The sequence below is a fragment of the Amorphoplanes digitatis genome (genome assembly GCF_014205335.1).
GTDB classification, from domain to species: domain Bacteria; phylum Actinomycetota; class Actinomycetes; order Mycobacteriales; family Micromonosporaceae; genus Actinoplanes; species Actinoplanes digitatus.
This window is the reverse complement of the sequence record NZ_JACHNH010000001.1, coordinates 565,647-590,889: the sequence shown is the minus strand read 5'-3', so window position 1 is coordinate 590,889 and position 25,243 is coordinate 565,647. Positions and strand designations below refer to the sequence as shown.

Annotated in this window: 23 protein-coding genes; 14 read left to right on the top strand and 9 right to left on the bottom strand. The window is 73.4% G+C overall.

The features are described 5' to 3' along the window. Position 1: 1 nt before the first annotated feature. The 7 genes from BJ971_RS02770 (at position 2) to BJ971_RS02740 (ending at position 7,299) form a co-directional block, all read left to right on the top strand. Positions 2-1,273 (top strand): YqgE/AlgH family protein, encoded by a 1,272-nt coding sequence (locus BJ971_RS02770; RefSeq protein WP_184989502.1) that lies wholly within the window; start codon positions 2-4, stop codon positions 1,271-1,273. Then, entirely contained in the window at positions 1,270-3,378 is a 2,109-nt protein-coding gene (locus BJ971_RS02765) for an SIR2 family protein (RefSeq protein WP_184989500.1), read from the top strand. Before BJ971_RS02770 ends, BJ971_RS02765 begins: the two co-directional genes overlap by 4 nt. Positions 3,379-3,434: 56 nt before the next feature. Beyond that, positions 3,435-3,812 carry a hypothetical protein gene (locus BJ971_RS02760; RefSeq protein WP_184989498.1) on the top strand — a complete coding sequence of 126 codons (378 nt, stop codon included), beginning with the start codon at positions 3,435-3,437 and terminating at the stop codon, positions 3,810-3,812. Between the two features lie 228 nt (positions 3,813-4,040). Beyond that, positions 4,041-4,469 carry an RrF2 family transcriptional regulator gene (locus BJ971_RS02755; RefSeq protein WP_184989495.1) on the top strand — a complete coding sequence of 143 codons (429 nt, stop codon included), beginning with the start codon at positions 4,041-4,043 and terminating at the stop codon, positions 4,467-4,469. 8 nt (positions 4,470-4,477) lie between these two features. After that, the gene (locus BJ971_RS02750) at positions 4,478-5,542 is read left to right on the top strand and encodes an ABC transporter substrate-binding protein (protein ID WP_184989492.1); all 1,065 of its coding nucleotides are present in this window, start codon (positions 4,478-4,480) and stop codon (positions 5,540-5,542) included. Between the two features lie 55 nt (positions 5,543-5,597). Beyond that, positions 5,598-6,380 carry an ABC transporter ATP-binding protein gene (locus tag BJ971_RS02745; RefSeq protein WP_184989489.1) on the top strand — a complete coding sequence of 261 codons (783 nt, stop codon included), beginning with the start codon at positions 5,598-5,600 and terminating at the stop codon, positions 6,378-6,380. Beyond that, positions 6,370-7,299 (top strand): ABC transporter permease, encoded by a 930-nt coding sequence (locus BJ971_RS02740; RefSeq protein ID WP_184989486.1) that lies wholly within the window; start codon positions 6,370-6,372, stop codon positions 7,297-7,299. Before BJ971_RS02745 ends, BJ971_RS02740 begins: the two co-directional genes overlap by 11 nt. A 6-nt stretch (positions 7,300-7,305) precedes the next feature. Here the strand turns inward: BJ971_RS02740 and BJ971_RS02735 are convergent, their stop codons facing one another. Continuing rightward, entirely contained in the window at positions 7,306-8,196 is an 891-nt protein-coding gene (locus tag BJ971_RS02735; protein ID WP_184989483.1) for a hypothetical protein, read from the bottom strand. Positions 8,197-8,230: 34 nt separating this feature from the next. Next, complete coding sequence (locus BJ971_RS02730) at positions 8,231-8,410, bottom strand: hypothetical protein (protein WP_184989479.1); 180 nt, start codon at positions 8,408-8,410, stop codon at positions 8,231-8,233. A gap of 115 nt (positions 8,411-8,525) precedes the next feature. Between BJ971_RS02730 and BJ971_RS02725 the strand changes: the two genes are divergently transcribed. Continuing rightward, positions 8,526-9,257 carry a lysophospholipid acyltransferase family protein gene (locus BJ971_RS02725; RefSeq protein WP_184989477.1) on the top strand — a complete coding sequence of 244 codons (732 nt, stop codon included), beginning with the start codon at positions 8,526-8,528 and terminating at the stop codon, positions 9,255-9,257. Positions 9,258-9,359: 102 nt separating this feature from the next. Here the strand turns inward: BJ971_RS02725 and cspE are convergent, their stop codons facing one another. Next, complete coding sequence (gene cspE, locus BJ971_RS02720) at positions 9,360-9,563, bottom strand: transcription antiterminator/RNA stability regulator CspE (RefSeq protein ID WP_015625344.1); 204 nt, start codon at positions 9,561-9,563, stop codon at positions 9,360-9,362. 238 nt (positions 9,564-9,801) lie between these two features. On the opposite strand from cspE, the gene BJ971_RS02715 reads away from it, so the two are divergent. Continuing rightward, on the top strand, positions 9,802-10,194 hold the full coding sequence (locus tag BJ971_RS02715) for a pilus assembly protein CpaE (protein WP_239087600.1): 393 nt from the start codon (positions 9,802-9,804) through the stop codon (positions 10,192-10,194). Positions 10,195-10,378: 184 nt separating this feature from the next. Here the strand turns inward: BJ971_RS02715 and BJ971_RS02710 are convergent, their stop codons facing one another. The 5 genes from BJ971_RS02710 to BJ971_RS02690 are packed head-to-tail and all read right to left on the bottom strand — an operon-like array spanning position 10,379 to position 20,454. Continuing rightward, positions 10,379-14,119, bottom strand: a complete 3,741-nt coding sequence (locus BJ971_RS02710; RefSeq protein WP_184989472.1) for an ATP-dependent helicase — start codon at positions 14,117-14,119, stop codon at positions 10,379-10,381. Then, a complete protein-coding gene (locus BJ971_RS02705; protein WP_184989469.1) occupies positions 14,116-18,021 on the bottom strand; it encodes an ATP-dependent helicase in 3,906 nt (1,301 codons plus the stop codon). Before BJ971_RS02705 ends, BJ971_RS02710 begins: the two co-directional genes overlap by 4 nt. Before the next feature lie 37 nt (positions 18,022-18,058). Next, positions 18,059-19,078 (bottom strand): LacI family DNA-binding transcriptional regulator, encoded by a 1,020-nt coding sequence (locus tag BJ971_RS02700; protein WP_184989466.1) that lies wholly within the window; start codon positions 19,076-19,078, stop codon positions 18,059-18,061. Positions 19,079-19,133: 55 nt separating this feature from the next. Beyond that, positions 19,134-19,676, bottom strand: coding sequence for an LOG family protein (locus tag BJ971_RS02695; RefSeq protein ID WP_184989464.1), 543 nt, complete (start codon positions 19,674-19,676; stop codon positions 19,134-19,136). Between the two features lies 1 nt (position 19,677). Continuing rightward, positions 19,678-20,454, bottom strand: coding sequence for an LOG family protein (locus BJ971_RS02690; protein WP_184989461.1), 777 nt, complete (start codon positions 20,452-20,454; stop codon positions 19,678-19,680). Between the two features lie 199 nt (positions 20,455-20,653). Here BJ971_RS02690 and BJ971_RS02685 point away from each other — a divergent pair, with 199 nt between their 5' ends. After that, the gene (locus BJ971_RS02685) at positions 20,654-20,821 is read left to right on the top strand and encodes a hypothetical protein (RefSeq protein ID WP_184989458.1); all 168 of its coding nucleotides are present in this window, start codon (positions 20,654-20,656) and stop codon (positions 20,819-20,821) included. Between the two features lie 15 nt (positions 20,822-20,836). Here the strand turns inward: BJ971_RS02685 and dapE are convergent, their stop codons facing one another. Further along, the gene (gene dapE / locus BJ971_RS02680) at positions 20,837-21,913 is read right to left on the bottom strand and encodes a succinyl-diaminopimelate desuccinylase (protein WP_184989455.1); all 1,077 of its coding nucleotides are present in this window, start codon (positions 21,911-21,913) and stop codon (positions 20,837-20,839) included. Positions 21,914-22,032: 119 nt separating this feature from the next. Between dapE and BJ971_RS02675 the strand changes: the two genes are divergently transcribed. Genes BJ971_RS02675 through dapD form a run of 4 tightly spaced genes read left to right on the top strand, consistent with a single transcriptional unit; the run spans position 22,033 to position 25,213 of the window. Then, positions 22,033-22,332 (top strand): type VII secretion target, encoded by a 300-nt coding sequence (locus tag BJ971_RS02675; protein ID WP_184989452.1) that lies wholly within the window; start codon positions 22,033-22,035, stop codon positions 22,330-22,332. Continuing rightward, positions 22,329-23,879 carry a hypothetical protein gene (locus BJ971_RS02670; RefSeq protein WP_184989449.1) on the top strand — a complete coding sequence of 517 codons (1,551 nt, stop codon included), beginning with the start codon at positions 22,329-22,331 and terminating at the stop codon, positions 23,877-23,879. The genes BJ971_RS02675 and BJ971_RS02670 overlap by 4 nt, the downstream gene beginning before the upstream one ends. Beyond that, positions 23,876-24,244 (top strand): hypothetical protein, encoded by a 369-nt coding sequence (locus BJ971_RS02665; protein WP_184989445.1) that lies wholly within the window; start codon positions 23,876-23,878, stop codon positions 24,242-24,244. Before BJ971_RS02670 ends, BJ971_RS02665 begins: the two co-directional genes overlap by 4 nt. Positions 24,245-24,265: 21 nt before the next feature. Further along, entirely contained in the window at positions 24,266-25,213 is a 948-nt protein-coding gene (gene dapD / locus BJ971_RS02660) for a 2,3,4,5-tetrahydropyridine-2,6-dicarboxylate N-succinyltransferase (RefSeq protein ID WP_184989442.1), read from the top strand. Positions 25,214-25,243 lie beyond the last annotated feature (30 nt).

Genomic DNA, 25,243 nt, shown 5'->3' with positions numbered 1-25,243 from the left:
CATGAGTGACGTCGCGGACCCGGCCGCATCCCAGGTCGTCCTGATCGGTGTTTCGGAGTACCGCCGGCTGTTCACGCTGCCGGCCGCCCGGCGCAATGTGACCGATCTGCGTGATCTGCTGCAACACGAAGATTTATGGGGTGTCCCGGCGGAGAACTGCCACGTGCTGCTCGACCCGGAGTCGCCGGCCGAGGTGAGCCGGGCGATCCGCAAGGCCGCCGCCGCGACCGGGAGCGCCGGGCTGTTGCTCGTCTACTTCGCCGGGCATGGCCTGGTCGACGCCGACGACGACAACCTGATCCTCGGCCTGCCCGGCTGCGACCCGGAAGTGCCGTACGAGCGCGGCGTGCCGTACGACTGGATCCGCCGCGCGGTCGCCGACACCCGGGCCCGCCGCCGGCTGGTCATCCTCGACTGCTGCTACTCGGGCCGGGCCGGCGCCGAGTTCGGCGGCGACGGAACCGGCACCGACTTCGTCGCCGACAAGGCCGAGGCCGAGGGCACCTGCCTGCTGGTGTCCGCGCCCGCGAACCGCCCGGCGATGGCGCCCCGCGGCGAGGCGTACACCGCCTTCACCGGCGAGCTGATCCGGCTCCTGCGCGACGGCCTGCGCCCCGCTCCCCCGGAGGCGACCCCGGCGACCCTCACCGTCCACACGATCTGGCGCACGGTGCGCCGGGCGATGCTGCGCCGCGGCTTCGAGCGGCCGGAGTTGCGCGCCCGCGACGCCGGCGGCGAGATACCGCTGGTGCACAACCCGGCGGCGCCGCGGCACAACCTGGCCGGCAGCGTGCTCTACGCGGCGCCCTGGTTCGTCGACGAGGACCTCGGCCAGAGCGCGATCCTGGTGCTGCGGCACAACCAGACCGGCGCGGCCGGCGTCTGCGTCACCCGGCCCGCCGGCGAGATCCCGGACGAGTTCCCCGGCGCCTGGCGGCCGCTGCTGCACCACCCGGTGGCGCTCTTCGACGGCGGGCCGGTGGCCCGCGACGGCTACATCGTGGTCACGCTGCTGCGGGCCGGCGCGAGCCAGCCGATGCGCTTCACTCCGGTACGCGACCGGCTCGGCACGATGGCCCTTTCGGCGGCGCCCGCGGACCTGACCGACGCGGTGGACGCGATGCGGGTGTTCGTCGGCTACCTGGGCTGGCGCGCCGGCGAGCTGGAGGAGTTCCTGGACCACGGCGCCCTGATCGCCAGCCGCCACACACCGAGACAGGTCTTCACCGAGCGGCCCGGCGAGCTGTGGCAGTCCCTTCAGGCGGTCCGATGAGCGAGCCCGGGTTCACCACCAGGGATGAGCTCAGTGACCCGGCCGAGGGGCTGAGTGCCGGCGAGACGTTGTTGCTGGACCGGCTCACGGCGAGTCTGCGCGGCGTCGATCAGATCACCCTGCTGCTCGGCTCCGGCGTCACCGCGGGCGTCATACCGCGGGTGCACGGCGTCCTGGAGATCGCGGACAGCTTCGCGGCGGGGCGCAACGACGACGGCGCACTCGAGCGGGCGCTGGAGCAGGCGCGCGCCGAACTGGTCGGCGGGCAGCCGATCGACGTCTACCGCGCGTACCGGCGGGTCTTCACCGACTGGGTGTCGGCCGGTGCGTTCGACGTGATCGCGCAGCAGGCCGTGCTGAAGGCGTACGCGGCGCCGGACCCGATGGAGTCGCCGCTGGCGACGCACGGCCTCGGCCAGCGCGTGGAGCGCGGTGTCGGCGAGGGCGTCGAGAACGACCGCTTCTCCTGGCAGTTGCCGCGCGGCGTGCAGGCGCTGGGCCACCTTCTGGCCCAGGTGCCGGAGGCCTTCGACCACCGCGTGCTGACCACGAACTTCGACCCGCTGCTGGAGATCGCGATCCGGTCGGCCCGCGGCCGGGCGGTGAGCCTGCCGCTGGACTCGCGCGGCAGCTACGGCGGCACCGGCGGCGCCGACGGCGCGGTGCGGGTCTTCCACCTGCACGGCTTCTGGCGCCCGACGCTGCACGTGCGCGGCCCGCGGCTGCTGCACGACCCGGCGAACATCTCGGACAACGAGCCGCTGATCGCCGCGACGGCCGAGCTGATCCGCGGCGACACGATCTGCGTCCTCGCCAGCAGCGACTGGTCGGGCATGGTGACGGCCGCCATCGCGGTGGTCGCCCGGTACCGGCCCGTGCGCGTGCTCTGGGCCCTGAACGAGCCCGACGCGGCCACCGCGCTGAGCACCGCCGAGCGGCTGCGCGAGGTGATCGGCGTACCCGTCGAGTGCTTCCCGGGTGTCGACTCCGAGCGACTCTTCCCCGCGCTGGCCGAGCGGGCCGAGGTGCCCGTGCCGCCGCGCGCGACCGGCCTGCGGCACCGGGTCCGGCACCACAGCTGGGAGCGGCAGCTCGTCTCGCAGGCCGGCACCCAGCCGCCGCGCGACGTGCCCGGCCTGCTTTTGCAGCTCGAGCGCCGGTTCGGCTGGATCAACCAGCAGCGCGTCCTTTCCGGCCCGATCCGGCTGCTCTGGCCGGTCCGGCTGCGCTCGCGGGCCTCGGTGATCCACATGGTGCAGGCGTTCGTCGCCGGTGCGCTGGCGCGGCTCGGCGTCGAGGTGCGGGTCTGCATCGACGACGTGGGCTCCCGCGACTTCGACGCGGCGGCCGAGTTCCGCGCCGACCTGGACCGCTGGATCTCGCACACCGGCCACGGCGCGGTCCGCGAGTTCGTCAGCCTCTCGGAGTTCCTCGACCAGGTGCAGCGCCAGCCGGCGGACATGTCGCCGGAGTCGCTGCTGCGCCCGACCGACCCGTGGTCGGTGGCGCGCACCTTCTACGGCGAGCACAACCCGTCGCTGTACAGCCTGCTGGCGGCGGTGAAGGCGGTGCCGAACCTGACGTCGTGGGACGAGCTCGAGAAGAACGCCTGGCCGATCGTCCAGTCGGTGCTGCGCACGGACGCGAACCGGCTGCTGACCCCGCTGACGCTGTGGCCGTACCTGAACAGCATGCTGCTGGAGAGCGCGACCGACGACGTCATGACGCTGGGCGGACGCGACGAGGCGATCCTGTGGGCGCAGTGGCGGCAGACCTTCGGGCTGGGGCCGGGCCATCTCTACAACCCGTACATCAAGAGCCTGAAGCACGACGCGCACATGCTGCGCTGGTCGTCGGAGGAGGAGCTGCGCCGGCATCTGCACCGGACCCGCGACCTGCCGGGCTGGGACGTCGAGGGCAGCTACGTGCCCTGGCTGTTCCAGAACGCGCTGCTGCTGCCCGCGTACCTCAACGACGAGCCGGTGCTGGAGACCGCGGACTTCATGCTCGACTCCTGGGCGGCGTTCGTGGCGGCGATCGAGGACGGGCGCCCGGTGCTCGATCTTCTGGCCGCCCGCGTGTCGGCTCTCTTTTTGCGCTCCTAGCGCCTACCGCCCGCGCGCGTCGCCGCGATGGCCGGGAGGCGGTAGCGTCTCTAGGTATGACCGCAGCGATTCTGGATCGTCCTGTATTCACGAATCCCGTCAACGACGATGCGGATCTCTGCGTAACCACGCTGGGCCCGGAGCTCACGGCGTACGTGGCCGGAGCCGGCTCGGTGCACGAGTTCGAGTCCTGGTTCGCGGCCGCGCGCCTGCCGGACCGGCTGGTCCGGCGCCGGCTCGCCGCCGCGGCGGCCCTGGTCAGCGTCTTCGAGGCGGCCAACCAGACCGCCATGGCCGCCGCCTGGCTCCGCGAGCTGGACCCCGCGGGTTACGTGCCGGCGCGGGTGCTGCGGATGTCCGAGGGGGACGAGACCAGCGCGAAGGCCCTGCTCGAGGCCGCGATGGCCTGGACGCTCGCGGCCGCCGGCCTGTAGACCTTCGTCAGCTCCGGCCCACCGGCGCCGCCTCGCGCGTGTCTCCCCGCGCCCTCTTCACATAGATCTGCACCGATCGCTGCCCTCTTCCGGATTCCCCAGGGCGGGTGACGCGGCCTTCTCACCATGCGGTTGGGGGTTGACGACGCTCACCAACCTCGTCCACTATTCCCATCTATCAGATAGAGATGGCAGGGTAGCGGAACACCGGACCGAGAGGACATCCCCATGTACGTCTCGGCGCGCACGGACTACGCCGTCCGGGCAATGCTGGCGGTCGCTGCCGACCATCCCCGTCTGGTCAAGGCCGCCACCCTGGCGGCGGCACAGGACATCCCGCTCAGCTTTCTCCAGGGCATCCTGCTCGACCTGCGCCGCGCCGGCCTGCTGCACAGCCACCGGGGCGTCGACGGCGGGTACGCCCTGGCCCGCCCGGCCGAGGAGATCACCGTCGGCGATGTGGTCCGCGCCGTCGGCGGCGCACTCACCACGGTCCGGGGCCTGCCCACCACGACCACGACCTACCACGGTGTCGCCACCGGGCTCAAGGACGTCTGGCTCGCGGTGGAGGAGGCCATCAAGGGTGTCGTGAACCACCGCACGCTGGCCGAACTCACCGTTTCCGCGATTCCCTCCACCACCTTGACGACGAAATAGGAGTGAGCATGAGCTCCCGCAGTCTCCGTGTGCTTGCCCTAGCCGCCAGTGCCCTGCTCTCCGCCACCGCCCTCGCCGCCTGCGGCAAGAGCGACGACGCCGCCTCCGCGTCGAGCGAGGCGTCGGCGATCCGGCTCGGCTACTTCCCCAACATCACCCACGCGCCGGCCCTGATCGGGGTCAAGAACGGCCTGTTCCAGCAGGCCCTGGGCAACACCAAGCTGGAGCCGAAGACCTTCAACGCCGGCCCGGCCGCGATCGAGGCGCTCTTCTCCGGCGCCATCGACGCCACCTACATCGGCCCGAACCCGGCCATCAACGGCTGGGCCACCTCAAAGGGCACCGCGCTGAAGATCATCGCGGGCAGCACCTCCGGCGGCGCCGGCCTGGTCGTCAAGCAGGGCATCAACACCCCGGCCGACCTCAAGGGCAAGAAGATCGCCACCCCGCAGCTCGGCAACACCCAGGACGTCGCGCTGCGCGCCTGGCTGAAGTCGAACGGCCTCAACGCCGACCAGCAGGGCGGCGGCGACGTCTCCATCCTGCCGCAGGACAACGCGACGGCGCTCCAGGCGTTCGCGCAGGGCGCGATCGACGGCGCCTGGGTCCCGGAGCCCAACCTGAGCCGGATGATCATCGAGTCCAAGGGCAAGCTGCTCGTCGACGAGAAGACCCTGTGGCCGAACGGTCAGTTCGTCACCACCCACCTGATCGTCAAGCAGGAGTTCCTGAAGAAGTACCCGGAGACGGTGAAGAAGCTGCTGGCCGGCCACCTCGCCGCGGTCAAGTACATCAAGACCGACAACGCCGGCGCGCAGAAGGCCGCCAACGAGCAGCTCGCCGCCCTGTCCGGCAAGCCGCTCAAGGACGAGATCCTGGCCGCCTCGTTCAAGAACCTGACGTTCACCATCGACCCGATCGCCTCCTCGCTGTACACCAGCGCCCAGCACGCACAGGACGTCGGCCTGCTCAAGCCGGTCGACCTCAAGGGCATCTACGACCTCGGCCCGCTCAACGACCTGCTCAAGGCCGACGGGCAGCCCGCGATCAGCGACGCCGCCGCCTCCTCCTGATCAACCCCGGCCGGGCCCGCCACGCGGGCCCGGCCGGCCCCACCTGGGAGTTGCCATGAGCATTCTGGAAGCCACAGGCACCCGTACCGACCGGGACGCGGTGGTCCGCATCGACGACGTCTCCAAGCGGTACGGCACCGGAAGCAACGCCCTGCTCGCCCTGGACCGGGTCTCCCTGACCGTGGCCAAGGGCGAGTTCGTGTGTCTGCTGGGCGCCTCCGGCTGCGGCAAGAGCACGCTGCTATCGCTGGTCGCGGGGCTCGACAAGATCAGCGGCGGCACCCTCGACATCGGCGGCCGGCACGTCTCGCTGATGTTCCAGGAGGCGGCCCTCTTCCCCTGGCTTTCGGTCCTGGGCAACGTCGAGCTGCCGATGCGGCTGCGCGGCGTCGGCCGGGCCGAGCGGCGCCGGCGCGCCGAGGAGCTGCTCGAGGTCGTCCGCCTGAAGGGCTTCGGCCACAAGCGGCCGCACGAGCTCTCCGGCGGCATGCGCCAGCGGGTGGCGCTCGCCCGCGCGCTGGCCCAGAACGCCGACATCCTGCTGATGGACGAGCCGTTCGGTGCCCTGGACGCGATGACCCGCGACATCCTGCACGACGAGCTCGAGCGGATCTGGCGCGAGCAGGAGCTCACCGTCCTGTTCGTCACGCACAACGTGCGCGAGGCCGTCCGGCTCGGCGACCGGGTCATCCTGCTCAGCAGCCGGCCCGGCCGGGTCATCGAGGACTTCCCCATCGAGCACGAGCGCCCCCGGCGCATCGACTCCCCCGAGGTCTCCGCCCAGGCCGCCGAGATCACCGACCGGCTCCGCGCGGAGGTCGCCCGCCATGCCAATTAAGTACCCGTCGGCCCGCGCCGGCCTCGAGGGCGTCACCCAGGACGCCCCGCCGCCGGCCGCGCCGGTCAGCGACGCCGCGGCGGACCGCGTCACCGGCCTCGACGCCCTCGAGCTCGGCGGCCGTGATGAGAAGGGCGCGCTCGGCCGCCGGATCTGGCGCAGCGCGTGGCCCAAGCTGCTGGCGATCGCGATCGTCGTGCTGGCCTGGCAGATCGTCGTCTGGGCGCAGTGGAAGCCCGAGTACGTGCTGCCCGGCCCGGCCGTGGTCTTCGACGAGCTGCGCTCGGTGATCACCACCGCCGAATTCTGGGAGGGCGTCCGCATCACCATGATCCGGGCCGTGACCGGCTTCGGGCTCGCCGTGCTGATCGGCACGGTCATCGGCGCCGCGGTCTCCCGCTTCGCGCCGCTGCGGGCCGCGATCGGCTCGCTGATCACCGGCCTGCAGACCATGCCGTCGATCATGTGGTTCCCGCTCGCGATCCTGCTCTTCCAGATCAGCGAGAGCGCCATCATGTTCGTTGTCGTCATCGGCGCCGCACCCTCGGTGGCCAACGGCCTGATCAGCGGCATCGACTACGTGCCGCGTACCTGGCTGCGGGTCGGGCAGGTGCTGGGCATGAACGGCCTCTCGAGGTACCGCTACCTGATCCTGCCGGCGTCGCTGCCGTCGTTCATCTCCGGCCTCAAGCAGGGCTGGGCCTTCTCCTGGCGCAGCCTGATGGCCGGCGAGCTGCTGGTCATCGTGCCGGGTGCGCTCTCCATCGGCGTACGCATGCAGCAGGCCCGCGACCTCAACGAGGCCGCACTGGTCATCTCGTTCATCATCGTGGTGCTGGTGATCGGCATCCTGATTGACGTGCTCTTCAACGCCGCCGACAACGCGCTGCGCAAGCGCTGGGGCCTGACCGGCAGCTAGCCGCGCCTACAGCGGCCGGACCGACTTCAGCACGTCGTCGATCACGTAGTCGAACTGCTTGTGTGTGCCGGGGATCGACACGTACAGCACCGCCGCGGTCGGCTTGCCGACGTCGATGACCGCCACCGCCGAACGCTCGTCGGTGGCGGTCAGGCCGGCGGCCTGGAAGTGCAGCCGGAACTCGCTCACCCAGGCGGGCCGCCCGCCGAGCCGGGTCATCTCGTCGCGCAGCGGCTCCATCGTGTTGGGCTGCGGGTAGTACTCCGCCCGCACGTCCGCGGCCACCTGCCGGCCGACGCACTCCAGGTCGAGCGTCACCGCGTCGTTGTCCGCGGCCGGCACCGCTGCCGACAGGATCGACGCGTGGTAGGAACCGCCGCTGTACTGCTCGGTCACGAAGTGCTGGCCGACCCGGTAGGGCACCTCGAGCGTGCCGGCCCGCCACGTGGTGTCCCAGGTGAGCCAGGGGCTGGGATACCTCTTGTAGGAGATGCCCGACTCCTTGTCGGTCGTCCGCTCGCCGGTGGCCGGCGGCACGGCGCTCGGCGGGACGACCGGAGCGGCGCTGGGCGGCACGGTCGGCGCCGGGCACATCTGGGCCAGCGGCGGCCGCAGGTCGGTCACGGCGGCGGGCCTGCCGCCGAACGGGTCGCCGCCCGAGGTCAGCGCGACGATGAGGATGACGGTCAGGCCGATCGCGAGGATGCCGCCGGCGATGCCACCGAAGATCAAAATCTGGCGCCGGCGCCGCCGTGGTCCATCTCCGCCGGGCGACTCCGGCGGGGCGGCCGGTGGCGGCGGGACCAGCGGGGGTACGCCAGGAGCGGTCACGGTGCCCGAACCCCAGGCGCCACCCGGCCGCGACCAGGCGACGGGTGTCTGGGTGCTCTCGGACATCACACCAGTGAACACCACCGATGCGCGTCACGGGTCACCGCCCGAGCGCGGCCCCGGGCTGCGGTTCATAGGTCTGCACCACCGTCGCGCCGGCGTCGCGGGCGCCGGCGGGGGCATACCAGGGCGCGAAGGCGACGATCAATACCAGGCCCAACCCGAGGACGGCCAGCGCGACCACGATTCCCAACTCCCGCCGGGCGGACACGGTCTGCATGCGTAGCCTCCCAGGGAGTGCCGATTTTCGGCGCAGTCACCTCTAAGACGCCGCGGACACCGAATCGGTTGCACGCACACAGCCACGCTTCACCCAACCCCGGTACCGTGACCCGATGGAAATCGTTTATCCCCCGGTCATTGGAGCTGCCAAGGCGATGTTCCGCGTGCTCGATCTGAGGATTCAGGTCGAGGGAGCGGAGCACATCCCCGCCACCGGCGGGGCTGTGCTGGCGAGCAACCACGTCAGCTATCTCGATTTCATCTTCTGCGGCCTCGGCGCCCAGCCGGCCAAGCGGCTGGTCCGCTTCATGGCCAAGCAGTCGGTTTTCACCCACAAGATCAGCGGCCCGCTGATGCGCGGGATGCACCACATCCCGGTGGACCGCAAGGCGGGCAACGCCGCGTTCCACGAGGCCGAGACCGCGCTGCGCGGCGGCGAGGTGGTCGGCGTCTTCCCCGAGGCGACGATCAGCGAGTCGTTCACCGTCAAGGGCCTGAAGTCGGGAGCCGCGCGGCTGGCCGCGGCCGCCTCGGTGCCCCTGATCCCGATGGCGGTGTGGGGGCCGCACCGGCTCTGGACCAAGGGCCGCAAGAAGGACCTGACGAAACGCCACGTACCGGTCATCATCGCGATCGGCGCGCCGATCGAGCCGGCACCGGACGGCTCGGCCGACTCCACGACGGTCGTGCTGCGCAAGCGGCTCAGCGAGCTGCTGGACTCGGCGCAGCGGGCCTACCCGGAGAAGCCGTCGGGGCCGGACGACACCTGGTGGCTGCCGGCACACCTCGGCGGCACGGCCCCGCGGCCGGAGGAGGTCGGCGACGCCGCCCCGGCAGGCGCCTGACCTGGTCTTTCATCCCCACCGGACCGGACATTCGGGCCGAAAAAGCCACCGGCGCCGGTCCCCCGAGGGGAACCGGCGCCGGTGGTCAGCGCGAGGCTGAGATCAGAGCGGCCGGATGTTGGCGGCCTGCGGGCCCTTCTGGCCCTGGGTCACCTCGAACTCGACACGCTGGTTCTCGTCCAGGCTGCGGTAGCCGGAAGTCTGGATGGCGGAGAAGTGGGCGAAGACGTCGGCACCGCCGTCGTCCGGGGTGATGAACCCGAAGCCCTTGTCCGCGTTAAACCACTTCACTACGCCGGTAACCATGCTCGTCTCCTCGACGGTCGATCGTCCCCGACCATTATGGACGGGAACGAGGTAGTAAGACCCGCACTTCGCGGGACTCGTGTCGCCGTACTGATCGCCCGTACCGGAGAAACCCGGGTTACGACAAAGAGCGCCTGGGGCAGAATCCCCACAGGCGCTCCTAGGTACTTGGGAACCAAACTGACAACGCGATGGAGCCTAGCACGACGCAGGGGGTCCGCCGGTGATAGGCGTACAAGTGGCACAGCAGCTCAGGGCGGCCGGGCTGATCTGGAAACCGGGCCCGGGTGACCGCTTCGCGATCCCGGACCGCGACCTGGACGATCAGGTCTTCGTGCTGAGCGACATGACGATCGAGGTCTATCACGGCCAGGAGGGCCGCCTGATCGGCTTCAACGGCACCACGGAGTGGGCGCTCGACGACGTGGAGCTGGACGAGGCGCTCTGGCTGCCGCACGAGGGCCAGCTGCGCGAGCTGCTGGGCGGCACGCTGCGGGCCCTGCGCCGCGAGGAGAAGGGCTGGGAAGTCGACATCACCCTGCTGGGCGAGGACCGCACCTTCGCCGCCCGGACCCCGGAGGAGGCCTACGCGCGCGCCCTCCTGCACCTCCTGGCAGCCGCCGCAGCCTGATCCGAGCCCCGCGCCGCGGACCTACCCGGTCCCGACCGGCCCCCCGTGCCGCTCAGACCGGCCTCCACCGCGGACCGGCCCTGCCCTGACCGGCCCGGCACCGCTCAGACCGGCCCCGCTCTGCGGACCCGCCCTGCCTTGACCAGCCCTCGGCACCGCTCAGCTCGACCCCCGCGCCGCGGGCCTATTCGGGCTCGGCCGGTTCCGGCGCGGCTTCGGGGCCTGTGGCCTGCGGGACTTCTTCGATCAGGGACGTCAGGCCTTCCTCGTCCGGGAGGTCGGCCGGGCGCACGGTGACGCCGTCGCGGACGTAGTGGAAGCCCGCCCGGACCCGCGTCACCGGGACGCCGGCGAGGGCCGCCCAGGCGATCCGGTAGGCCGCTAGCTGCACCGCCGCCGCGGCCGCGTCCGCGCCGGTGGGGCGGCGGCCCGTCTTCCAGTCGATGACGTCGAAACGGCCGCCCGGCTCGCCGAAGACGGCGTCGATGCGCCCCCGCACCACCACGCCCGCCACCGTGGTCGCGAACGGCACCTCGACCTCGACCGGGGTCCGGTCGGCCCACTCGCCGGCCAGGAACGCCTCCTGAAGCGCCGCCAGCTCCTCGTCCGCGGCCGCGTCGTCGTCGGCCGCGCCGGGCAGCTCGTCGAGGTCCAGCAGCCGCACGGAGCCGTAGCGCTGCTCCAGCCAGGCGTGGAAGGCGGTGCCGCGGCGGGCGTGCGGCGCCGGGCGCTGCGGCAGCGGGCGGCGCAACGATCGCGCCAGGGCCTGCGGGTCACGCCGCAGCACGACGAGCTGGGAGACCGAGAGGTGCGGCGGCAGGGCCACCTCGAGCGGGCCGTCGCGCCGGGCCCGCTCGTCGCGCTCCGCGAGCAGGATCGTCGCCTCCCGGCGCCACCGCTCCAGGTCCGGGTCCCCGGATCCCGCTGGACCGGAACCTGCCGGACCGGAACCAGCCGGACCGGAACCAGCCGGACCGGAACCAGCCGGACCGGAACCAGCCGGACCGGAACCAGCCGGACCGGAACCAGCCGGACCGGAACCAGCCGGACCGGAACCAGCCGGACCGGAACCAGCCGGACCGGAACCAGCCGGACCGGAACCAGCCGGACCGGAACCAGCCGGACCGGAACCAGCCGGACCGGAACCGTCGTCCGCCGCCGGGCCGGACCGGTCCGGTGCCCGCGCCGGAACGCCCGCGCCGGGCCGGGGCCGCCCGGGCCGGCCGGGCACCGGCGGATCACCCTCGGCCGGCAGCCCGACCAGGTCGGCGGCCAGGCCGGCGCGGCCGGCGACCTCGGCGTCCTCCTCCGCCAGCGCCACGAAGGCGGCGGCCGCCTCGGCCTCCGGGGCGGCGATCATGCGCCGGATCAGGTCCGCCGCGGCCGCCATCGCGGGCCGCCGGGCGCCGAGCGGGTCCGACGGCCACTCCGCCGTCGCCACCAGCTCCGCGCTCGGGTTGGCCGCGTCCCCGGCCGGCTCCGGTGCCCAGTGCTCGACCACCCCGGCACCCGCCAGGCAGGTGCCCCGGATCTCCTCCAGGAAGACCGACGGGCCGCGGGCCTTCTTCACCCCGTCGCCCCACCAGTAGCCCGAGCAGAGCAGCAGCCGCCGCGGCCGGGTCACCGCCACGTACGCCAGGCGGCGCTCCTCGCGCTCGTCGTGCTCACGCCAGGCCCGGCCGAAGGCGGTCAGCGCACCCGCAACGTCCTTCTGGTCCGCGGCCTGCGAGAGATCCAGCACGGGCAGCCCGTCGGCGTCGCCCCGCAGCGGGAACGGCAGCACCCCGATGCCCATCAGGAAGTGGTCCGACCCCCGGGCCATGCCCGGCCACACGCCCTTGGTCAGGCCCGCGACCGACACCACGTCCCACTCCAGGCCCTTCGCGGCGTGCGCGGTCAGCACCTGCACCGCGCCCTCGACCACGTCGACCTGGCCCGGGGTCAGCCCGCGTTCCTCCTCCTCCGCCGCCGCCAGGAAGGCGAGGAAGCCCGCGAGCGTGCCGCCGCCGGTGTCGCCCGCGTACCGGGCCGCGACATCGCCCAGCATGTCCAGGTGGCCACGGGCCAGGCCCGCGTCGCCGGCGCCCCAGCCGCGCACCGCCACCTCGACGTCGAGGCCGACCGTGCGCTCGATGTCCGCGACCAGGTCGGGCAGCGGCTGGTCCAGCCGCCGCCGCAGCTCGGCCAGCTCCCGGCTGTACGCCCGCAGCCGCGCGTAGCCCTCCTGCGAGTACTGCTGCGGCACGCCCAGGTCGGCCATGGCCTCGACCAGGGTGGCGTCGTCGAGCCGGTCCGCGACGATGTCCTCGGGCTGTTCCCCTGTGGTGCCGGCGACCCGGGCCGCGGCGATGGACCGGGCGCGCCGGTGCAGGGCGACCAGGTCGCGCGGCCCGATCCGCCAGCGGGCGCCGGTCAGCAGCCGCAGCAGCGCCGCACCGTCCGTCGGGTCGGCGAGCACCCGCAGCGTGCAGACGACGTCGCGTACCTCCGGGGTGTCCAGCAGGCCGCCCAGGCCGACCACCTCGACCGGCAGGCCGCGCGAGCGCAGCGCCTCCTCGATCGCCGGGATCTGGCTGCGGACCCGGACCAGGACCGCGCTGGTCGGCCGCTTCTCCAGCGGGATGTCGCCGGGCAGGGCGTCGGGCAGCCCGGCGGCCGCGCGCCAGGAGCCGAGCATGGCGTCGGCGATCCAGGCGGCCTCATCCGCGTACGTGTGCAGCAGCGCGCAGGCGACCGTCCGCCCGCCGACCCGGTCGGCCACCCGCCGCGCCGGGATCAGCTCGGCCACCCGGGCGCCGGCGGCCCGCAGCGGCCGGGAGAGCGCGTTGGCGACCTGGAGGATCTCCGGCCGGTTGCGCCAGCTCCGGGTCAGGTTGAGCACCCAGGCCTCGCGGCCGCCGGGCCCGGTGAACTCCGCCGGGAACCGGTCGAGGGTGCCGGCCGAGGCGCCACGCCAGCCGTAGATGGACTGGCACGGGTCGCCGACCGCGGTGACCGGGTGCCCGCCGCCGAAGAGCGCGTTGAGCAGCACGACCTGTGCGTGGCTGGTGTCCTGGTACTCGTCGAGCAGCACGATCTTGAAGCGACCCCGCTCGATCGCGCCGACCTCCGGATGATCGCGGGCCACCCGGGCCGCGCGGGCCATCTGGTCGCCGAAGTCCATCGCCTCGATCGCGAGCTTGCGCTCGTCGTAGAGGCGGACCAGGGGCAGCAGGGTGAGCCGGTGCCGCTGGCGCAGCAGCATGTCGCCGACGTCCTTGTAGACCCGGCCCGGCAGCGCCTGCACCTCGGCGTAGAAGCGGCCGGTCCAGGCGGCGAGGTCGTCGGGGGTGACCAGGTGCTCGGCGAGCTCGCCGGAGAGGGCGAGGACGTCGTCGGTGACCGTGCCGGGCGCGCGGTTCAGCCCGGTCATCTCGCCCGTGTATGACCGCACCAGCGAGTCGACGATCTGCCAGCGGGCGGCCTCGGTGAGCAGCCGCGCGGACGGCTCGTAGCCCGCGCGCAGCCCGTGCTCGGTGACCACCCGGGCCGCGTACGAGTGGTAGGTGGCGACCGTCGGCTCGCCCGCGAGGGCATCCTGGCGGCCGAGGCGGCGGACGAGCTGACCGAGCCGGGTGCGTACCCGGTGTGCCAGCTCGCCGGCGGCCTTGCGGGTGAAGGTGAGGCCGAGGATCTCGTCCGGGTGAGCGTACCCGTTGGCGACCAGCCAGACCACCCGCGACGCCATGGTCTCGGTCTTCCCGGAGCCGGCGCCGGCGACCACCAGGACCGGCTCGACCGGGGCGGCGATGATCGCGGCCTGCTCCGGGGTCGGCGGGTGCAGGCGCAGCAGCCGGGCCAGCTCGATCGGGGTGTAGCGGGGGCCGGCGTCGGCGCGGCGCCGGGGCCGGGCGGTGCGGTCGGTGAAGAGGCTGGGCTGGGTCACGGCTCGACGACCTGCCGGCCCTGCCCGGAGATCGGGCAACTGGTCCGGACCGGGCAGACCCGGCACTTGGAGTTGGCGACGGCCGAGAAGGTCGCCGCGGCCATCGTGTCGGCGGTGCGGCGGACCATCGCGTACGCCCAGTTCGGGTCGGTGGCCTCGGCGAGCGGGAGCTGCATCTGCTCGCGGGCCTCCTTGGTCGGGCCGAGCTGGACCAGGGCGGCGCCGCCACTCTCGTCGCCGAACTCCTGGAACGCACCGGCGTCGACGGCGGCCTGATAGCCGGCCAGCTGGGCGTGCTCCTCGACGTCGCTCGCGGAGACGGTGGTGGTCTTACCGGTCTTGAGGTCGATGACGACGAGGCGGCCCTGATCGTCGACCTCGAGCCGGTCGACGCGGCCGGTGAGCTGGATCGGCCGGGCCGGATCGTCGAGCCGCACGGTGAACTCGTGCTCGATGGCGAGCAGCCGGCGCGGGTTCTTGGCGAGCCAGCGCAGCAGCTTGTCGACCATGCCCTGCGCCCGGTCCTGCTCGGGGCCGGCCAACCAGCGGGCGGCGAGCTCGATGGCGTCGAAGCGCGCGGCGACGTACTCGACCAGCCGCTCGCGGTCGGCGTTCGCGTCCTCGGCGAGCATCGCCGCGGCGTGCACCAGGTTGCCGACGCCCTGCGCCGGGCCGGCCGGCGCGGCCCCGCCGTGGCGTTCGAGCAGCCAGCGCAGGCTGCAACGCAGGGCGCTCTCCATCGAGGAGGGGGTGACCTTGACGGGCTCGCCCTCCTCGGCCAGCGGCCGGTCGTCGGAGAGCTGCCGCAGGCCCCACCACTCGTCGGGATGCGCGCCCGGTACGCCCGCGGCGGCGAGCCGGGCCAGCTCGGTAGCGGCGGCGTGCCGCCGCTCGGGCGTCGCCTCCGGCGCGACGACGGCGGTGCGGAGCTCGGCGACGAGCGCGGCGAGGGTGAGCGCCCGCGGTGGCCGCCCCACCGGCAGCGCTAGCTCGTCGATGACCGCCTGCTCCTCGCCGGGCTCGGCGGCCGCGCCGTCGCCGCCGCCGCGCCGGTCGTGCTCGCGGTGCGCGGGGACGTCACCACCGGGCCGATCAATGGCAGCCCCGGATCCGGGCGTGTCGGGGAGGTCGGGCCCGTCGGCGGGACCGGGCTCGTCGGCGAAGCCGTGCGTGTCCCCAGGACCGAGCCTGTCGACAGGGCCGGGCTCGTTGCCGGAGTCGGAGCTGTCGGTGGGGCCGGGCGCGTCGGCGGGGGTGAGTTCGGCGGAGGGGGTGGGCTGGTCCCAGGGGTCGGGGTCGGGCTCGGTTGGGCCCGGGTCGTCCGGGTCGTCCGGTCCCGAGTCCGGGTCCGGGTCCGGCGGGTCCTCGCGGCCTGGGCCGCCGCGTCCGTCCGGCAGGCCGAGTTCGGTCAGGAAGCGGCTGGGCTGCTCCTCGCCGTCGGAGCCGCCGACGCTGGCCGACGCCACCGCCGTCACCACCAGGCGACGCCGGGCCCGGGTCGCGGCCACGTAGAAGAGCCGGCGCTCCTCGTCCAGCAGCGCCGAGGTCTGCCCGACCACCGCCGCCGCGCCGGACGCGGCCCGGCCGGCCAGGTAGTCGACCAGGCGCTCCGAGCCGAGCAGGCTCCCCCGCAGCCGCAGGTCAGGCCAGATGCCCTCCTGGACGCCGGCCAGCACGACCACGTCCCACTCGAGGCCCTTGGCGGCGTGCGCGGTCAGCAGGCGGACGGCCTCGCCGCGGTCGGCGCTCGGCGCGATCGAGTCGGCCGGCAGGTCCTGGCCGAGGACGTGGTCGAGGAAGACCTCGGTCCGCGCGCCGGGGAGCCGGTCGACGAAGCGGGCGGCCGCGTCGAAGAGCACCACGATCGCGTCCAGGTCGCGGTCGGCCGCCTCCGCACGCCACTGCCGGGCCCGGCCGCCCTCGCCGCCGGGTTCGACAGGTGCGCCGCGGGTGCTCAGTCCGTACCAGCGTTCGGCTAGGCCGCTGGCCCGCCAGACCGACCAGAGCACCTGCTCGGCGGTCGCGCCGGGCGCGGCCGCGGCCTCGCGCGCGGTGGCGATGAGCCGGGCGATGGTCTGCGCCGGCACCGCCCAGCGGCGTTCCACGACGGCGAGCCCGGCCGGATCGCGCAGCGCGTCCAGGAGCAGCTCGCCGGAGGGGCGGCGGTCGCCGGCGGCCAGGGCCAGCGCCCGCAGCCCCTGCCGCAGCCGCCGCTCGGCCAGCGGATCGGCCCCGCCCAGCGGCGAGTGCAGCAGCGCGACGGAGGCCTCCTCGTCGAGGACTTCGGGCTCGAGCGCGCAGCGCAGCAGGAGCAGCAGCGGCGCGACGGCGGGCTGCAAGTGCAGCGGAAGATCCTCCGAATGGGTGACGGTCGGCACGCCGGAGGCGGCGAGCGCCCGCTGTATGGAGGGCAACTGCAGCGTCGTCGACCGCAGCACGACCGCCATCCGCGACCACGGCACGCCGTGCAGCAGATGCGCCTCCCGCAGCGCGTGGGCGACGTAGGCGGTCTCGCTGGTGGGCGACCGAAATGTCCGCACGACGGCCCCGGCCACCACCTGCTCCGCGCCGGCCGCTGCATGCGGAGGGACCGTCCCGGCGGACGCCGCCTGAGGCAAGGCCGTCTCGACCGGTGCCCCTTGAGGAGAGGCCATCTCGACAGGTGCCGCCTGCGGAGAGGCCGTCTCGACAGGCGCCGCCTGCGGAGAGACCGTGCCGGCCGCTGCCGCCTGCGGAGAGACCGTCTCGGCGGGTGCCGCCTGCGGAGGGACGGGTGCTGCCTGCGGAGGGATCGGTGTGGTGGCGTCGGGGCCGGTGGGTGGTGGGTGGAGGTGGCGGTGGCGGGTGGCGCCGCGCATTCGTCGGGAGAGTCGCCCGGTCGCGTCGAGCAGGGCCGGCTCGGCTCGGTAGCTCGTGTGCAGCGTGATGACCTCGGCCGTCGCCCCCGACGCGGTCCGGAAGCGGTGCGGGAAGCCGCTCACCGCCTGCGGGTCGGCGCCGCGGAAGCCGTAGACCGACGAGTCCGGGTCGCCGAACGCCACAAGCGGCGTGCCGCCGCCGGCCACCAGGGACAACAGCTCGATCTGGGCCGGGTCGGTGTCGGCCAGCTCGTCGACGTAGACGTATGCCAGGCGGCGGCGCTCGGCCGCGAGCAGCCCCGGATCGTCGGCCAGCAGGCCGGAGGCCGCCCGCACCAGCTCCGCCGGGTCGTAGGCCGTCGACCCGCGGGTGGTCGCGTCGCGCAGCGCGAGCACGGCGACGTACTCCCGCAGGAAGCGGGCCGCCGCCGGCCAGTCGTCGCGGCCCAGCCGCTCGCCGAGCCGGGCCAGCTCGACCGGCCCGATCCCGCGCTCCGCCGCCCGCTGCATGAGGTCGCGCAGCTGCTGGGCGAACGCCCGGGTGGGCAGCGCCGGACGCAGCGCCTCGGGCCACCGCACGGCGTCCTCGATATCCGGGTCGCCGACCGCCTCGAGGAGCTCGCGGATGATGAGGTCCTGCTCCGGGCCGGTCAGCAGGCGCGGCGAGGGCTCACCGCGCTCGGCGGCGGCCCGCCGCAGCAGCCCGAAGGCGTACGCGTGGAACGTGCGCACCAGGGGCTCGTGGAAGCTCGACCCGGCGATGCGGGCCTCGATCCGGTCCCGCAGCGCCGTCGCGCCGCGGCGGCCGAACGTGAGCACCAGGACGCGTTCCGGGTCGACGCCGGAGGCGATCCGCTCCGCGACGGACTCGACGAGCACCGTTGTCTTGCCCGTGCCGGGCCCGCCCACCACGAGCAGCGGTCCGTCGGTGTGCTCGACCACGTAGCGCTGGAGCGGGTCGTCGCGCAGCCGCGCCACGGGCGCGGCGGCGCGCCGGACGAGCCGGTACGCCGGCCGGCGAACCGCACCGGGAGTCGAGGTCACGGCACCAATGAGACCACGCGGGTATGACGGATACCGATCAGGGCGTTCCGATGGAGGCGCGGTCCCGGACCGGCATCGGCAGCCGCCATATCTCCGGCCGCGCGTGGCCGGCCGGGTCGAGCAGCAGCTCGACCGCCCGCCAGCCGAGCTGGTAGTGCGGCAGCGAGATGCTGGTCAGCTGCGGGCGCAGCCAGGCGGCCAGTTCGGAGTCGTCGAAGGACAGCACCGAGACGTCGCCCGGGATGTCCAGGCCCGCCTCGCGCAGCGCCTGGTAGGCGCCGAGGGCCACCCGGTCGTTGAGGCAGATCAGTGCCTTCGGCGCCGGGCCGGCGGCCAGGGCCCCGGTGACCGCCTCGTACGCCGAGTCGGGCCACCAGTCGCAGTCGATCGTCCCGGACAGCCGGGTGCCGGCCGCCGCGAGGCCCTCGCGGATCCCGGCCAGGCGCTCGCGGCCGGCGAAGACGTGCCGTGCCGTGGTGCCGACCAGGTGGATGCCGTCGCGGTGGCCATGCCCGACGATCGTCTCGGCGGCGCTGCGGCCGGCCGCGGCCTCGTCGGGGATGACCGAGTGGTACGCCGGCGTCGCGCCCCGGGTCAGGCAGTTGAGCAGCACGACCGGATGGCCCTTGAGCAGCTTCGGCACGCGCACGTGGCGGGTGAACATGCTCGCGTACACGAAGGCGTCGACCTGCCGGTCCAGGAAGTCGGAGATCAGCTTCTCCTCGACGACCGCGTCGCCCTCGGTCTCGCCGATGAAGAGCAGGTGGCCGTGCGCGATCGCCGCGGCGAGGGCGCCGTGGATGGCGCGGCCGGCGTACGGGTCCGAGGCGAGCGTGTCGGAGACCAGCGCGATGGTCTTGGTGACCTTCGTGCGCAGGCTCCGGGCCATGAGGTTGGGCCGGTAGTCCAGCTCCTGTGCCGCGCGTAGCACCCGTTGCCGGGCGTCCTCGGAGATCCGCATGTCCACGTGGCGTCCGGCGAGGACGAACGACGCCGTACTGCGGGACACGCCGGCGCGTTGTGCGACCTGGAGCAGGGTCGCCCGTTGCGGGGGCATGGAGGGAATTCTTCCACGCGCGGGCCCGCGGACGATCGTCGATCGGCGCGGAGAGTCAGGTTCCCGCGGGGATCGCGTCGAGGGCGGCCTCGACGGAGTCGACCACCACGAGCCGGTCGAGCGCCTGGCGGCGGGCGAATTCCGTGTCCGCGAGCCCGTCGAGCCAGCTCAGCAGGCCGTCGTAGAAGCCGGCCGTGTTCACCAGGATTATCGGCTTGTGGTGCAGGTCAAGGGTCGCCGTGGTCCACACCTCGAAGAGTTCGTCCAGTGTGCCCAGGCCGCCGGGCAGCGTGATGAACGCGTCCGAGCGGTCGATCATGATGTTCTTGCGCTCGCCCATGTCGGTGGTCACGATCAGCTCGTCCGCCGCCGTGTCCGCGACCTCGAGATCCACCAGGTACTGCGGTATCACGCCGAGCGTGTGCGCACCCGAGGCCCGCGCGGCGTCGGCGACCGCGCCCATCATGCCGACCCGGCCGCCGCCGGACACCAGGGTGTGTCCGCGCGGACCCAGCGCCTTGCCGAGCTGGGCGGCGAGCTCGAGCCAGCGCCGGTCGAGGTTGCTGGAGGACGCGCAGAAGACGCAGACGGCCGCCACGTCACCGGCTTCCGTCTTCGGCCTGCGGCCCGTCCGCGCCCACGATGATCTGCACGGCCTCCTGCACGTCGTCCGTCACCCGGATCAGGTCCAGGTCGTTCGGGCCGACCTTGCCGTCGGTGAGCAGCCGGCCCTTGATCCAGTCGAGCAGCCCGCCCCAGTAATCGGTGCCCATCAGGATCACCGGGAAGCGGGTGACCTTGCGGGTCTGCACCAGCGTGACCGCCTCGAACAGCTCGTCCAGGGTGCCGAAGCCGCCGGGCAGCACCACGAACGCCTGCGCGTACTTCACGAACATGGTCTTGCGGACGAAGAAGTAGCGGAAGTCGATGCCGATGTCGACCCAGCCGTTGAGGCCCTGCTCGAACGGCAGCTCGATGCCGAGCCCGACAGACATCCCGCCGGCCTCGGTCGCGCCCCGGTTCGCCGCCTCCATCACGCCCGGGCCGCCGCCGGTGATCACCGCGTAGCCCGCCTCGGCCAGGGCGGCGCCCAGGTCGGCGGCGAGCCGGCATTCGGGGCTTTCCGGCTCGCTGCGCGCCGAGCCGAAGACGCTCACCGCGGGCGGCAGGTCCGCGAGGGTGTCGAAGCCCTCGACGAACTCGGACAGGATGCGCAGGGCACGCCAGGCGTCCTTTGTCTTCCACTCGCCACGGTGGTGTGAGTCGAGCAGCTTCTCGTCGGCGGTGCTCAGCGGAATCGATTCGTGGCGGAGCGTGACGGCGCCGCGATGACGCTCCCGGGGTACGCGCCTGCGACCGTCAGTGCTGTCCGTCATGGCACCCACCGTAGTGCGGACGGTCCGTAACCGGTGAATAACCGGTTGGGTTTCGGCAAGAGGATTGCGACGTCGCGACCTTTTTGCCAGATTGAAACAACGGACGGTAGCTCCGGAGCGTCTGTACAGTTACGAACCCGCACGGCGCAGACACGGCGCCCGGCCCCCGGCCGGGCATCTGGGCAGAGGAGCCACCGTGATGAACCGTTACGAGCGCATGAAGATGCAGCGCCGCATGCAGCGGCGCATCCGGCTGGTGGTCGAGGAACGGCGCATGGCGCTGGCCCTGCCTCCGCCGGCCGTCGAGGCCGCCCTCGACCCGGAGACCACCGTGGAGATTCCGCGCCCGGCGGCCGACCCGCTCTGACCGGCCGCAGGCCCGTCACTCGTACGCGGTCAGCCATCGGTACAGGGTTGCCGCGCCGTCCCGGATCTTGCCGATCTCCACGTGCTCGTCCTGTGTGTGCGCCAGCAGCGGATCGCCGGGACCGTAGTTGAGGGCCGATACGCCCAGCGCCGCGAAGCGCGAGACATCCGTCCAGCCCAGCTTGGCCTCCGGCTCCGCGCCGACCGCCGCAAGGAACTCCCGGGCCGGCTCAGAGGCGAGCCCCGGCATCGCGCCGGGCGCCGAGTCGGTCACTTCGAGATCGAAGCCCGCGAATACCTCGTGCAGGTGCTCCGCCGCCTGCCGCTCGTCGCGGTCCGGTGCGAAGCGCAGATTGACATCGATCGCGCACTCGTCCGGAACCACGTTCCCCGCGACGCCGCCGCTGATCCCGACCGCGTTGAGGCCCTCACGGTACGTACAGCCATCGAGGACGATCGTGCGCGGACGGTAGTCCTCGAGGCGTCGCAACACCTCGCCTGCCGCATGGATAGCGTTCACTCCCCGCCAGGCCCGGGCGGTGTGCGCCCGGCGGCCGGCGGTGCGCACCGTCGCCCGCAGCGTGCCCTGGCAGCCGGCCTCGACCACGCCGTAGGTGGGCTCGAGCAGCACCGCGAAGTCGGCCTCGAGCCACTGTGGGTGCGCCTGCGAGACGAGGTGCAGCCCGTTGAACCGCGACTCGATCTCCTCCGCCTCGTAGAAGAGGAAGGTGACGTCGTAGCCGGGCTCGGGCAGCGTCGCCGCGAGGTGCAGGGCCAGCGCGACGCCCGACTTCATGTCGGAGGTGCCGCAGCCGTAGATCAGGTCGTCGACCACCGTCGACGGGAAGTTGTCGTTGAGCGGGACGGTGTCCAGGTGCCCGGCGAGCACCACCCGCCGCCCGCGGCCCAGGTCGGTCCGGGCCATCACGGTGTTGCCGTGGCGCTCGGTGCTCAGGTGCGGAAGCCGCCGCAGCACGTCCTCGACGTGGCCGGCGATGACCTTCTCGTCGCGGGAGACGGACTCGATGTCGACGAGCGCGCGGGTGAGCGCGACGGGGTCGACGAGCACGTCAGGGGTCAGCGGGTTGGCCATGAGCGGCACATTACCGCCCGGACATGAGGTCCGGCCGCAATGCGCGGAGGGAGACGGAGCCGACACGGGCCGTGGTTTCCCATTAGGATCCTTCGCGCCGGTGATGGGAGGCGCACACCATGCAGGTCGATACGGCATCGCTTCGGACGGCCGCCAAGAGGCTCCGGGACGAGGTCGCCGAACAGCTCAGAAGGGCCGGCATCCAGGCCGGCGGTCCCGAACGCGACTACCTGGTCGCGGGCGCGTTCGACGCGTACACGACGCCGGGCCCGTACCGGGCCGCGGTCGCCGCGTGGGGCCGGGAGCTGGAGGTGCTCGCCGAGGCCGCGCGGCAGCTTGCCGACGCGCTCGACGCGGCGGCCGCCGGCTACGACGCCGCCGACGCGCGCGGCGCCGGGCGACTGGCCGGCACCCGATGAGCGACGACCTGGACCGGCTACAGGACGCGCAGGACGACATCCACGACGCGTACGGGATCTGGGGCGCCAACGATCTCGCCGACGCCTGCCGCGGCGCCGCAGCGGTGCCCGGCTTCGGCGGGGACGCCGGCGAGCTGCGCGCGATCGCGGACCACTGCGACACCGTCGCGCAGACCGTGGAGCAGGCCCTGGACGCGGCGGGTCCCCTGGTCCGGGAGGGCATCAGCCGGGTCTGGGCGGGCGACACCCACGTCAGCGCGGACGAGGCGCTGCGCGCGCTGACCGACGACATGTTCCGGGCGTCGACGGCGTTCCACGCGATCGGCGACCTGCTCCGGCGGCACGCCGGGCCGGTGGAGGGCGAGGGCGCGGACCGCGCCGCCGCCGGCACGCTGGCGGAGATCGCGACGACGGTCGGCGCGATGACCTGGGGCGCGCTGCCCGGCCCCGGGTACGAGGGCGAGGCGATGCGCCGCCAGCACGCCCGGGCGATCGGCGCGATCGACGGCCGGGTGGACCGGCACATCGCCGTGCGCGCCGCGGCCGAGGACCTCGCGACCGCGCTGCACGAGATCGGGACACAGGCCCGGACCGGGCGGCTGAGCGACTCGCCGCTGTCGGCGGTCGACGAGGTGGTGATCGCGGGCGCGGGCCGGACGCGGACGGCCGCGTCGCACCCGCCGGTGCTGACGACGGCGATGGACGAGCGCGCGGCGGCCGCCCTGTCGGCGATGGGCGGCACCGACCGGGAACGGATGACCGGCCTGCTGGCGGCGGCGCGCTCGCCGGAGCACCGGGCGTACCTGCTGAAGACGCTGGCGGCGGGGTACCCGGTCGACCAGGTGGCGCGGTTCGACCAGTTGATCGCGGGCCACGGCGACGACCCGGCCTGGCTGGACGAGCACCTGAGCCCGCTGCCGATGGACGGCGAGCCCGCGCCGGGAAAGGACTTCACGACGTTCGGTGCCGCCGAGTGGGAGCAGGGCGCCGCACCGACCTGCGTGGTGGCGTCGACCGTGACGGCGCGGGCCGAGATCGACCCGCCGTACGCACTCCGGCTCACCACCGGCGGCCACCCCGGCGACCCGGCCTTCGACAACCCGGCGGCGTTCGCGGACCGGCTGCGCGACGAGCAGGCGCAGATCTACGACGACGGCCGGAGCTGGTTCCAGGAACACTTCGGCGGCGACGGGATGACGTCCGGCCAGTCGGCGGCGGTGGCCGACCAGGAGATCGCCCCGCGCTCGGGCGCCGGCTACGACGACGTCGCGCTGGACGACCGGGCGGCCCGGGCGGCGACGGTGCCCTCGATCGAGCGCGCGGTCGACGAGGGCTACCCCGTGCCGCTGTTCACCAGCGAGGACGGCGAGACGCACCAGCTGATGGTGATCGGACACTCGGGTGACCGGCTCCAGCTCTACAACCCGTGGGGCTATACCTACTGGATCACCGAGCACGAGTTCGTCGCCGGGCAGGTGAACGGCGTCGATCCCGACATACCCAGCACGCCCAGCTCGGTGCGGCTGCCGGAGAGGGCGCGCGGATGAGCCGGGCCAGCCTGGTCAACGAGGATCAGCTGGCGGGCGTGGACGTCGCGGCGCTGCTCGCGGGCGGCATGCGCGGCCCCGGCGCCGCCGGCGGGATGGTCAGCGGGTGCGCGGTCCCGGCCGCGATACAGGCCGGCCTGGCCGGGGTGCGGCCGCGGTCGCTGAGCTTCCTCGCCGAGCTCGTGCGCCGGGGCGGCGCACGCTACGCGGCGCGGCTTCCGGAGCCGCTGCCGACGCCGGAGCAGTCGGCGCTGGTCCGGCCGTGGCTCGCGGTCGCCGCCGAGGCGGACGGCGCCGACGAGTCGTTCGCGCGCTGGCTCGAGGCCGTCGCGGCGATCATCGACGCCCGGGATACCGGAAGGTGAGTACCTAGTAGGGTTCGCGGTGTGAGTACCGCGATCTCGACCTCGCCCGCGTGGGGCATCGGCCTCGCCACCGTCACCGCCGAGGGGCAGGTGCTCGACACCTGGTTCCCGGCCGGGTTCCTCGGTCTCGGCGCCGCACCGGCTCAGGCGCCGACGCTGCCCGCCGGCCTCGCCGGGCCGAAGGCGCTCACCGGCCTGTCGACCGTCGAGGTCCGGGTCGAGGTCGGCTCGCTCGCCGACCCGATCAAGGACGCCTCGGACGCGTACCTGCGGCTGCACCTGTTGTCGCACCGGCTGGTGCGGCCGAACGAGCAGAACCTCGACGGCATCTTCGGCATGCTGGCCAACGTCGCCTGGACCTCGGCCGGGCCGTGCCCGCCGGACCGGGTGGACGAGCTGCGCTTCATCGAGCGCGCCGCCGGCCGGCACCTCTCGGTCTTCGGCGTCGACAAGTTCCCGCGGATGACCGACTACGTCGCACCGTCGGGCGTGCGGATCGCCGACGCCGACCGGGTCCGCCTCGGCGCGCACCTGGCCGCCGGCACGACCGTCATGCACGAGGGCTTCTGCAACTTCAACGCCGGCACGCTGGGCACCTCGATGGTCGAGGGCCGCATCGTGCAGGGCGTCGTCGTCGGCGACAGCTCCGACGTCGGCGCGGGCTCCTCGATCATGGGGACGCTCTCCGGCGGCGGCAAGGACAAGGTCTCGATCGGCGAGCGCAGCCTGCTCGGTGCCAACGCCGGCATCGGCATCTCGCTCGGCGACGACTGCGTGGTCGAGGCCGGCTGCTACATCACCGCGGGGTCCAAGCTGACCCTGCCGGACGGCCGGGTCGTCAAGGCCCGCGAGCTGTCCGGGGTCAACGGCCTGCTGTTCTGGCGCAACTCGGTGACCGGCGCGCTCGAGGCGCGGCCCCGCAAGGGCACCGGCGTCGAGCTCAACGCCGCCCTGCACGCCAACGACTGACCCCTGCGGGGCGCATCCTCCGATTCCGCC

Excerpts from the sequence above, each read along its gene's own strand:
- BJ971_RS02700 (WP_184989466.1), bottom strand. The coding sequence starts at position 19,078 with ATGCCCCCGCAACGGGCGACCCTGCTCCAGGTCGCACAACGCGCCGGC.
- BJ971_RS02685 (WP_184989458.1), top strand. The coding sequence starts at position 20,654 with ATGAACCGTTACGAGCGCATGAAGATGCAGCGCCGCATGCAGCGGCGC.
- dapE (WP_184989455.1), bottom strand. The coding sequence starts at position 21,913 with ATGGCCAACCCGCTGACCCCTGACGTGCTCGTCGACCCCGTCGCGCTC.
- BJ971_RS02755 (WP_184989495.1), top strand. The coding sequence starts at position 4,041 with ATGTACGTCTCGGCGCGCACGGACTACGCCGTCCGGGCAATGCTGGCG.
- BJ971_RS02770 (WP_184989502.1), top strand. The coding sequence starts at position 2 with ATGAGTGACGTCGCGGACCCGGCCGCATCCCAGGTCGTCCTGATCGGT.
- BJ971_RS02670 (WP_184989449.1), top strand. The coding sequence starts at position 22,329 with ATGAGCGACGACCTGGACCGGCTACAGGACGCGCAGGACGACATCCAC.
- BJ971_RS02750 (WP_184989492.1), top strand. The coding sequence starts at position 4,478 with ATGAGCTCCCGCAGTCTCCGTGTGCTTGCCCTAGCCGCCAGTGCCCTG.
- BJ971_RS02725 (WP_184989477.1), top strand. The coding sequence starts at position 8,526 with ATGGAAATCGTTTATCCCCCGGTCATTGGAGCTGCCAAGGCGATGTTC.
- cspE (WP_015625344.1), bottom strand. The coding sequence starts at position 9,563 with ATGGTTACCGGCGTAGTGAAGTGGTTTAACGCGGACAAGGGCTTCGGG.
- BJ971_RS02760 (WP_184989498.1), top strand. The coding sequence starts at position 3,435 with ATGACCGCAGCGATTCTGGATCGTCCTGTATTCACGAATCCCGTCAAC.
- BJ971_RS02730 (WP_184989479.1), bottom strand. The coding sequence starts at position 8,410 with ATGCAGACCGTGTCCGCCCGGCGGGAGTTGGGAATCGTGGTCGCGCTG.
- BJ971_RS02690 (WP_184989461.1), bottom strand. The coding sequence starts at position 20,454 with ATGACGGACAGCACTGACGGTCGCAGGCGCGTACCCCGGGAGCGTCAT.
- BJ971_RS02675 (WP_184989452.1), top strand. The coding sequence starts at position 22,033 with ATGCAGGTCGATACGGCATCGCTTCGGACGGCCGCCAAGAGGCTCCGG.
- BJ971_RS02665 (WP_184989445.1), top strand. The coding sequence starts at position 23,876 with ATGAGCCGGGCCAGCCTGGTCAACGAGGATCAGCTGGCGGGCGTGGAC.
- BJ971_RS02735 (WP_184989483.1), bottom strand. The coding sequence starts at position 8,196 with ATGTCCGAGAGCACCCAGACACCCGTCGCCTGGTCGCGGCCGGGTGGC.
- BJ971_RS02745 (WP_184989489.1), top strand. The coding sequence starts at position 5,598 with ATGAGCATTCTGGAAGCCACAGGCACCCGTACCGACCGGGACGCGGTG.
- BJ971_RS02765 (WP_184989500.1), top strand. The coding sequence starts at position 1,270 with ATGAGCGAGCCCGGGTTCACCACCAGGGATGAGCTCAGTGACCCGGCC.
- BJ971_RS02740 (WP_184989486.1), top strand. The coding sequence starts at position 6,370 with ATGCCAATTAAGTACCCGTCGGCCCGCGCCGGCCTCGAGGGCGTCACC.